Source organism: Paraburkholderia sp. Ac-20336 (assembly GCF_017105025.1).
In the GTDB taxonomy this organism is placed as follows: domain Bacteria; phylum Pseudomonadota; class Gammaproteobacteria; order Burkholderiales; family Burkholderiaceae; genus Paraburkholderia.
Genome location: NZ_JAAGPS010000094.1, coordinates 22,105 through 30,785 on the forward strand (window position 1 = coordinate 22,105; position 8,681 = coordinate 30,785).

Annotated in this window: 7 protein-coding genes; 5 read left to right on the forward strand and 2 right to left on the reverse strand. The window is 67.5% G+C overall.

Annotation, left to right across the window (positions count from 1 at the left end; all coding sequences use genetic code 11):
* The first annotated feature begins 220 nt into the window (after positions 1–220).
* The 3 genes from GXB81_RS22445 (at position 221) to fumC (ending at position 4,717) form a co-directional block, all read left to right on the forward strand.
* On the forward strand, positions 221–1,180 hold the full coding sequence (locus GXB81_RS22445; protein WP_167050295.1) for a bile acid:sodium symporter family protein: 960 nt from the start codon (positions 221–223) through the stop codon (positions 1,178–1,180).
* 528 nt (positions 1,181–1,708) lie between these two features.
* Entirely contained in the window at positions 1,709–3,301 is a 1,593-nt protein-coding gene (locus GXB81_RS22450) for a phospholipase D family protein (protein ID WP_346777814.1), read from the forward strand.
* Positions 3,302–3,316: 15 nt separating this feature from the next.
* A complete protein-coding gene (gene fumC / locus GXB81_RS22455) occupies positions 3,317–4,717 on the forward strand; it encodes a class II fumarate hydratase (protein WP_205990350.1) in 1,401 nt (466 codons plus the stop codon).
* A 97-nt stretch (positions 4,718–4,814) separates the two neighbouring features.
* Here fumC and GXB81_RS22460 read toward each other — a convergent pair whose 3' ends face one another.
* Both GXB81_RS22460 and GXB81_RS22465 read right to left on the reverse strand, forming a co-directional pair.
* Positions 4,815–5,321, reverse strand: a complete 507-nt coding sequence (locus GXB81_RS22460) for an acyl-CoA thioesterase (RefSeq protein ID WP_167050289.1) — start codon at positions 5,319–5,321, stop codon at positions 4,815–4,817.
* A gap of 144 nt (positions 5,322–5,465) precedes the next feature.
* Positions 5,466–5,606, reverse strand: a complete 141-nt coding sequence (locus GXB81_RS22465) for a hypothetical protein (protein WP_167050287.1) — start codon at positions 5,604–5,606, stop codon at positions 5,466–5,468.
* Positions 5,607–5,983: 377 nt separating this feature from the next.
* On the opposite strand from GXB81_RS22465, the gene GXB81_RS22470 reads away from it, so the two are divergent.
* Together GXB81_RS22470 and GXB81_RS22475 are read left to right on the forward strand one after the other, a co-directional pair.
* The gene (locus tag GXB81_RS22470) at positions 5,984–6,709 is read left to right on the forward strand and encodes a helix-turn-helix transcriptional regulator (protein ID WP_205990351.1); all 726 of its coding nucleotides are present in this window, start codon (positions 5,984–5,986) and stop codon (positions 6,707–6,709) included.
* Between the two features lie 372 nt (positions 6,710–7,081).
* Positions 7,082–8,681 (forward strand): DUF6600 domain-containing protein (locus tag GXB81_RS22475; protein ID WP_205990352.1); only part of this gene is annotated, 1,600 nt, incomplete at its 3' end.

Consider the following 8,681-nt stretch of genomic DNA (forward strand, 5'->3'; position numbering starts at 1 on the left):
TGGGCTGCTCGCCACGCGCCGTGCATCGGATCGCACCGGGTTAGCCGCGCGTCGACGATGCCGTGGCCGCGCACCTGCTGTCACCGCTCACCGCTTCACGCGCTCCGGCGCAGCAAAAAAACGGAACGCCCGCCGCCGGTAGCCGACTCCCCGGCCGATGCCGGCTGCCGGACCCGTCACACCGATTTCTCGCAATAAAAAAACCTGAGGACCCACCGCCATGCTTGCCCGCGTCACCCGCCTGTTCCCGCTCTGGGCCGTGCTCGTTTCGATCGCCGCGTATTTCTCGCCAGCGTCGTTTGCCGGCGTCGCGCCGCACGTCACCACGCTTCTCACGATCATCATGCTGGCGATGGGCGTCACGCTGTCGGCGTCCGACTTCCTGCGCGTGTTCACGCGCCCCGCGCCCGTGATCGCCGGCATCGTGCTGCACTACCTCGTGATGCCGCTCGCCGCGTGGGTCATCGCCCGGGTGCTGCGCATGCCGCCCGACCTGACCGCCGGCATGGTGCTGGTCGGCAGCGTCGCGAGCGGCACCGCGTCGAACGTGATGATCTATCTCGCGCGCGGCGACGTCGCGCTGTCGGTCACGATCAGCGCGCTGTCGACGCTCGTCGGCGTGTTCGCGACACCGCTGCTGACGCGTCTTTACGTCGACGCGTCGATCGTCGTCGACGTGCAAGGCATGCTGATGAGCATCCTGCAGATCGTCGCGCTGCCGATCGTCGTCGGTCTCGTCATCAACCATCTGTTCGGCAAGCTCGTGCGCAAGGTCGAGCCGATTCTGCCGCTCGTCTCGATGGTCGCGATCGTGCTGATCATCGGCGCGGTGGTCGGCGGCACGCAGAAGAGCATTGCCTCGGTCGGTCTCGTGGTGATGCTCGGCGTCGTGCTGCATAACGGCATCGGCCTGCTCGGCGGCTACTGGGGTGGGCGTCTGCTCGGTTTCGACGAAGCCGTCTGCCGCACGCTCGCGATCGAAGTCGGCATGCAGAACTCCGGCCTCGCCGCGACGCTCGGCAAGCTCTACTTCACGCCGCTCGCGGCGCTGCCGGGCGCGCTCTTTTCGGTGTGGCACAACCTCTCGGGGTCGCTGCTCGCGGGCTACTGGGCCGGCCGTCCGGCAAAGGGCTCGACGCATGCCGACGGCGAGCGCGCGCTGAATGCCGAGCGCGGGTAAGTTGGGGCTTGGCGCGGCGATTGCGGTTCGGGTGATCGCCGCGCGCGCAGTGGTCGGCACGGAGCCCATCGACGCGACGGTCGTGGCGCAACGAGCGCTTTAACAACGAAGTTGCGCGTCAGACGCCTCAAGGGCGGCTACGGTCATCGCAACGCACGAAGCGGCTGGCCCGGAGCCTGTCGGTGCGCGCCATGACGCAACGAAAGCCTCACCCGCGATCGCAATCTCGATCACGGCAACAGCGTGGCCGCCCTATCTCACCCTGCACGGCAACCGGGGAAAAAACACCCGCTCACCCGCCACGCACCCAGACGCCGCGCCAAACCACAAGCACGATCCCCCGCCACCTTATCGCCCTGTGCGGAACGAAAGCCACCTCGCCCGATTCCCCTTAGAATTGGCTTCTCGACAGCGCGGACCCTGCCTTCGCGCCAGTCGCCACGAGACGCTTGCGAAAAGGGAGAACACCACGTGCACGAGCCTCTCGACCCGAGCCGGACCACGCCACGCCGCCGGCGCGCACCGGGCATAGCGGGACGTATCCTTCTGCTCTGCTGCTTCGGCGCATTGCTGAGCGCGTGCGCCACCAGGCCGCCCGCTACCGCGTACGACCGCGCCCTCACCCACGCCCTCCCCGTCACCGCCGACACCCCGCTGCGCGCCGCGCTCGTGCCGCTCGAAGCGCAGCATCCGCGGCAATCGGGCTTCCGGGTGCTGTCGAGCGGCACCGACGCGTTGCAGATGCGCATCGCGCTCGCGCGCGCGACGACGAAAACGCTCGACATGCAGTACTACATCGCCAACGAGGACACCACCGGCAAGCTGCTGCTCGGCGCCGCGCTCTATGCGGCCGATCACGGCGTGCGCGTGCGCATGCTCGTCGACGATCTGAACTTCAAGGACATCGACCGCACCATGGCCGGCCTGAACACGCACAAGAACATCGAGATTCGCGTGTTCAACCCGTTCGGCAGCGCGCAGGAAGGCATGTTCGAGCGCACCACGAATCTGTTCACGCAGATCGGCCATTTCACGCGCCGCATGCACAACAAGGCGATGATCGCGGACAACCAGCTGGCGATCGTCGGCGGCCGCAATCTCGGCGACGAATACTTCAGCGCCAGCGAAACGCTGCAATTCCGCGACCTCGACGTGCTGGCGGCCGGCCCGATCGTCGCGGATGTCTCCGCGAGTTTCGACGACTACTGGAACAGCGGCATCGCCTATCCGCTGAGCGTGCTCAACAAGCAGACGTTCGATCAGAAGGAGCTCGACCAGACGCGCGACGATCTGCGCGAGCACTGGCGCGAGAACGCCGATCCGTACAACGCGAAGCCGCTGAACGCCACGCCGCTCGCCTCGCAGATCGCGAGCGAGCAACTGGACCTCACCTGGGCGCCGGCCGAATTCGCGGCAGACCTGCCGGAGAAAATCGAGCATCCCTCGCCGGATTACGTGAGCCCGCCGATGCAACGGCTGTTCCAGCTGATGCGCGACGCGCGCCACGACTTCCTGATCATCTCGCCGTACTTCGTGCCGCACGAAGCGGGTGTCAAGGCGGCCGGCGAACTCACGCAGCGCGGCATCCGCATCGCCGTGCTGACCAATTCGCTTGCCGCGACCGACGCGGTCGCCGTGCAGGCCGGCTACAGTCCGTTCCGCGTGCCGCTGCTGCAACAGGGCGTCGAGCTGTACGAATTCAAGCCGCGCCAGGACACGCCGCGCGCGCGGCTGGTGGGCTCGAGTTCGCGCGCGAGCCTGCATGCGAAAACCTATGTGATCGACCACCAGATTCTCGTGATCGGCTCGATGAATCTCGATCCGCGCTCGGCGCATCTGAACACCGAACTCGCGCTCGTGATCCACAGCCCCGCCCTCGCGAATCAGGTCGCGAAGATCTTCGATTTCGCGACCCAGCCCGAGCAGAGTTATCGCGTGACGCTCGCCGGCCCCACGCAGCTTGCCTACCTGCGCTCGATCGGCGCGCCGCGCTCGCCGCTCGTGTGGACCGACGTCGAGGACGGCCGGCCGCGCACCTACATTTTCGATCCGCAGGCGGGTTTCTACCGCAATGCGCTAACGGGTCTATTCTCCCTATTGCCTGTCAACGATGAACTTTGAGAAGTGGAGTGCAAGATGACTGAAGACGTACGCATGGAACGCGACACGTTCGGCGAAATCGCCGTGCCGAACGCCCGTTTGTGGGGCGCGCAAACGCAGCGCTCGCTGCAGAACTTCAAGATTTCGACGGAGAAGCAGTCGCCCGAACTGATTACCGCGCTCGCCGTCGTCAAGCGCGCGGCGGCCGAGGTCAATCTCGGTCTCGGCGTGCTCGACGAAAAGAAGGCGCACGCGATCATGCAGGCGGCCGACGAGATCATCGACGGCAAGCATCCCGGCGAATTTCCGCTCGCGGTCTGGCAGACCGGCTCCGGCACGCAGACCAACATGAACCTCAACGAGGTGATCGCGAACCGCGCGAGCGAGCTGCTCGGCGGCGAGCGCGGCGAGGCGCGCAAGGTGCATCCGAACGACGACGTGAATCGCGGCCAGTCGTCGAACGACGTGTTCCCGACCGCGATGCACGTGGCCGCCGCCTACGCGATCGTCAAGCATCTGCTGCCCGCGCTGAAGACGCTGCGCGACACGCTCGACGGCAAGGCGAAGGCGTTCGCCGAAGTCGTCAAGATCGGCCGCACGCACCTGCAGGACGCGACGCCGCTCACGCTCGGCCAGGAGTTTTCGGGCTATGTCGCGCAACTCGAGCACGGCATCCGTCACGTGGAATCGGCGCTGCCGCATCTGTACGAGCTCGCGCAGGGCGGCACCGCGGTCGGCACGGGCCTGAACGCGCATCCGCAGTTCGCGGACAACGTCGCGGCCGCGATCGGCAAGCTGACCGGTCTGCCGTTCGTGTCGGCGCCCAACAAGTTCGAGGTGATGGCCGGCGCCGACGCGCTCGTGTTCGCGCATGGCGCGCTGAAAACGGTGGCCGCGAGCCTGAACAAGATCGCCAACGACATCCGCTGGCTCGCGAGCGGACCGCGCTGCGGTCTCGGCGAGCTGTCGATTCCCGAAAACGAGCCGGGCAGCTCGATCATGCCGGGCAAGGTCAACCCGACCCAGTCCGAAGCGCTGACGATGCTGTGCGCGCAGGTGTTCGGCAACGACGTCGCAGTGAACATCGGCGGCGCGAGCGGCAACTTCGAGCTGAACGTGTTTCGTCCGATGATCGCGCACAACGTGCTGCAATCGGTGCGTCTGCTCGCCGACGGCGCGCTGAGCTTCAATGAGAACTGCGCGTTCGGCATCGAGCCGAATCGCGAGCGCATCGATACCTTGCTCAACGAATCGCTGATGCTCGTGACGGCGCTCAATCCGCACATCGGCTACGACAAGGCCGCGCAGATCGCCAAGAAGGCGCACAAGGAAGGCACGACGCTGAAGGCGTCGGCGCTGGCGCTCGGCTATGTCACCGAACAGCAGTTCGACGAGTGGGTGCAGCCGAAGGATATGGTGGGGCGCACGGCGGGGTAAGTGCGCCAGAAAGTGCGGCTGGAAGTGCGCGGGGCGGCGCGTGCAGCAGACGCGCCGCCAGTCTCTGCATGCAGGCTGGAGGGCAACCCCGCGGTGCTCAGATCTTCCCTTGAGCGACTTCTTCCGGCTTCAGCTCGACGATCGCGTCGAGCGCGTCCTTGACGTCCATCGCGTACTTGGCGAGGCGCTTCTGCTCATCGGTCTGCGGCACGAAAGCGGGCACCTGCACCGGATGGCCGTTCTCGTTGACGGCGACCATCACGACGAGGCAGTCCGTGGTTTGCAGCAGCTCGCCGCCTTTCGGGTCGCCCGCCTGCACCGACACGTGGATATGCATGCTCGTGCGGCCCGTCGCGACGACCCGCGCGCGCAATTCGACGAGATTGCCGACGAGGATCGGCCGGCGAAAACGGATATTGCCGACGCTGACCGTCACGCAATAGCGCCCCGACCAGACTGCCGCGCACGCATAGGCGGTCTCGTCGATCCACTTCATCAGCGCGCCGCCATGCACCTTGCCGCCGAAGTTGACCGAGATCGGCTCGGCGAGAAAGCGGAAGGTCGTTTCCGAACGGTCCAGCGGGGCGGTGGGGAGAGTGCTCATCTTGACTCCGGTCAATCGGATGCATTGAAAGGGGGCGATTATACGAGCGCAATATTGCGCGCGGCGCGGCGTCGAGCGCATGGAGAGGCGAAATATCCGCCGGGGAGCGCCTCGCGCGCCGCACGGCCGCGATAAAAACCGCACCTAGTTGTGGACGCTGATGCCTTCGTCGATCGTGCCGTACATCTCGATGCTGCCGCTACCCGCCGAGCCCGAACCGGCTCCGCCCTGCGCGCAGGCGCCCAGCAGCAGAACCGCAGCGGCGACGGCCAGAAGAGTTTTCATCACGCGTATTCCTGCAAAGACAGGCTTCGATTCTAGCCTGGCGGGCCGAGACGGCGCCGAAACGCGGGTTCCCGGCCCGAGCTGCCGGTTTTGGGCGCGCTTGCGGTATGGCATCGTTCACGCCAGGCTGAAACATCGAATCGCGCGGACGGATACAGTGGAGAGCAAGGCACGCCGCGTCGCCGCCGTGTGCCGCCAGGCTTGGCCGCTTGCCGAGGCTTGAGACTGAAGGTTCAAGGCGGCTAATCGCGATGCTTCGCAGCCTGCCGCGTTGTCGCGTTGCCACGTCAACCGCCGGATCGACGTCAGCCACATCCAGCCGACCGCAGCCACCTTTGGACACGTCAAGCGGCGTTTCACACGACTCAGGAGCCCCGATGACTTCCCCCACAACAGCCCCCCGCGCCGACGACCAGAACCATTTCCCCGGCTTGAGCCGCATCGGCGCCTTGCTCGCCGACCCGGGCCGGGCCGCGATGCTGTGGGCGCTGATGGACGGCAGCGCCCGCCCCGCTGGCGAACTGACGATGATCGCAGGGCTCTCGCCCTCGGCGGCGAGCGCGCATCTCTCGCGCCTCACCGACGGCGGCCTGCTCGCGCTCGACGTGCGCGGACGGCATCGCTATTTCCGCATCGCCTCGCCGGAGATCGCGGCGTCGATCGAAGCGCTCGCCAACGTCGCCCAGCTCAGCGCGCCGCAACGGAACGCGCCGCGCCCCGCGCGTACCGTGCCGTTCGAAATGCGCTATGCCCGCACCTGCTACGACCACATGGCGGGCGAATTGTCGGTGCGGCTGTTCGAGCGCATGCTCGCGCGCGGGATGCTCACCCAGCACGGCGCCTCGCTCGAAACCACCGTCGAGGGAGCCGCCCGGTTTGCCGACTGGGGCATCGCTCTGTCCGAACAGAAGAGCCGCCGCCGGCGCTTCGCGTGCACCTGCCCGGACTGGAGCATGCGCCGTCCGCACCTGGGCGGCGCGCTCGGCGCGGCGCTGCTCGATGCATGGTGCGCGCACGACTGGGTCGAACGCAGCGAGCGGCCGCGCATTCTGCGCATCACGCCTGCTGGACAACGGTATTTCGATGCGTTTCTCGCCGAATGAACGCCGAATGAGCACCAACGCAAGCACCAGTCGCCAGTTGCGACCCGATGAATACGAGTGAACGCGCGCCTGTCCCGCATCGTCTGACGCATCGCCGGAATCGTGCCGCTGGCCCGAATCGTCGAAACCGCGGGTGCAGCAGGAACCGCAAGCGCCACGTGAACCGCTCGTAGCAACCGTCCAATCCCAGCCGCCCCGAACCCGCGAACGACCGCTCGCCGGGCCCTGCCCGCGCGCCCTTGCACCCGGCGGAGACCTTTTGTTACCGCCAGCGAATCCACCTTACAAAAGTGGCGGCCCTGAAACATCGGCGACGGGTACAGTACCTTACGGGCCCGGCGGATTGCCGCGTCCGTCGGAGGGAGATCAATCATGACAAACGTTACCCAGACCACCATGAAATCCGGGATCGAACGACACGCACGCCAACGCCGGCTCTCCGGCTACACGCTGATCGCGGCCGCCGTGCTCGCGCTCGCCGCGCAAACCGGCTTCGCGCAGGAAGCGCCGCCGGCGCCAGCAGGTGCGGCCGCCACGCAGGGCGGCGATCCGCCCGGGCGCATCGCGCGTCTGAACTACACGGCCGGCACCGTGACCACCGAGCCCGCCGGCGCCGGCGACTGGTCGTACGCGCAGATCAACCGCCCGCTCACGGCCGGCGACCAGCTCTGGAACGACCAGAACGCGCGCTCGGAGCTGCACATCGGCTCGACCGCGGTGCGCCTCGGCCAGAACACGAGCCTCGACGTACTCAATCTCGACGACACGAGCGCGCAGCTCAAAGTCGCGCAGGGCACGCTGTCGACGCACGTGCGCGAACTCCCGCCGGGCTCGTCGTATGAAATCGACACGCCCAATCTCGCGCTCGGCATGAACGGCCCCGGCGACTACCGCGTCGACGTCGCGCCGGACGGCAGCAGCACGACCGTCACCGTCAGAAGCGGCAGCGCGATCGCGTACGGCGACGGCGGCCAGGTGCCGGTCGCGGCGGGCCAGCAGATCCGCTTCGGCGGCACCAATCTGCAGCAGCTCGCCGACAACCGCGCGCCCGGCCTCGACGACCTCGACCAGTGGGCGGCCAGCCGCGACGCCACGGAAGACCGTTCCTTGTCGGCGCGCTACGTGTCGCGCGACATCCCCGGTTACGAGGACCTCGACGCCAACGGCACCTGGCGCGACAGCCCGCAGTACGGCGAAGTATGGGTGCCGCGCGCGACGCCCGCCGGCTGGGCGCCGTATCACGACGGCCACTGGGTATGGCAGGCGCCTTGGGGCTGGACCTGGGTCGACGACGAACCGTGGGGCTTCGCGCCCTACCACTACGGCCGCTGGGCCGACATCGACGGCTCGTGGGCGTGGGTGCCGGGTCCGCTCGAAGCCGCCGCGCCGCCCGTCTATGCGCCCGCGCTGGTGGCCTTCGTCGGCGACGATGACGGCGGCGTCGACTGGGGTGTGAATCTGGCGATCGGCGGGGCGATCGCGACGGGCGTGGCGTGGTTCCCGCTCGGTCCGGGCGAGCCGTGGCATCCGCACTGGGGCGATCACGACCGCTGGAGCCCTGGGTACTACAACCGCGTGAACCGCACGACGATCGTCAACGACTACCACCGCAACGTGACGAACGTGAACATCCACAACACGTATGTGAACTATCGCGTGCCCGGCGGCGTGACAGCCGTGCCGGCGACCGCGTTCGTGCATGGTCAGCCGGTCGGACGTTTCGCGCAGAAGGTCGATCCGGGTCAATGGCGCAACGCGCGGATCAACCCCGGTGCGCCGGGAATCGCGCCGGTGCGCGAGAGCTTCGGGTCCGATCTGCGGCGCGCGAATTACCGGCCGCCCGCGAGCGTCGCCGCCCGGCAGGTCGTGGCGACGCGCACTCCGGCCATGCCGGCCGCGTATCGCGACGACCTCGCGCAGCGTTTCGCCCAAAGCGGCGGACGCGTGCCGGGCGGCGGTCAGCCGGTCGTGC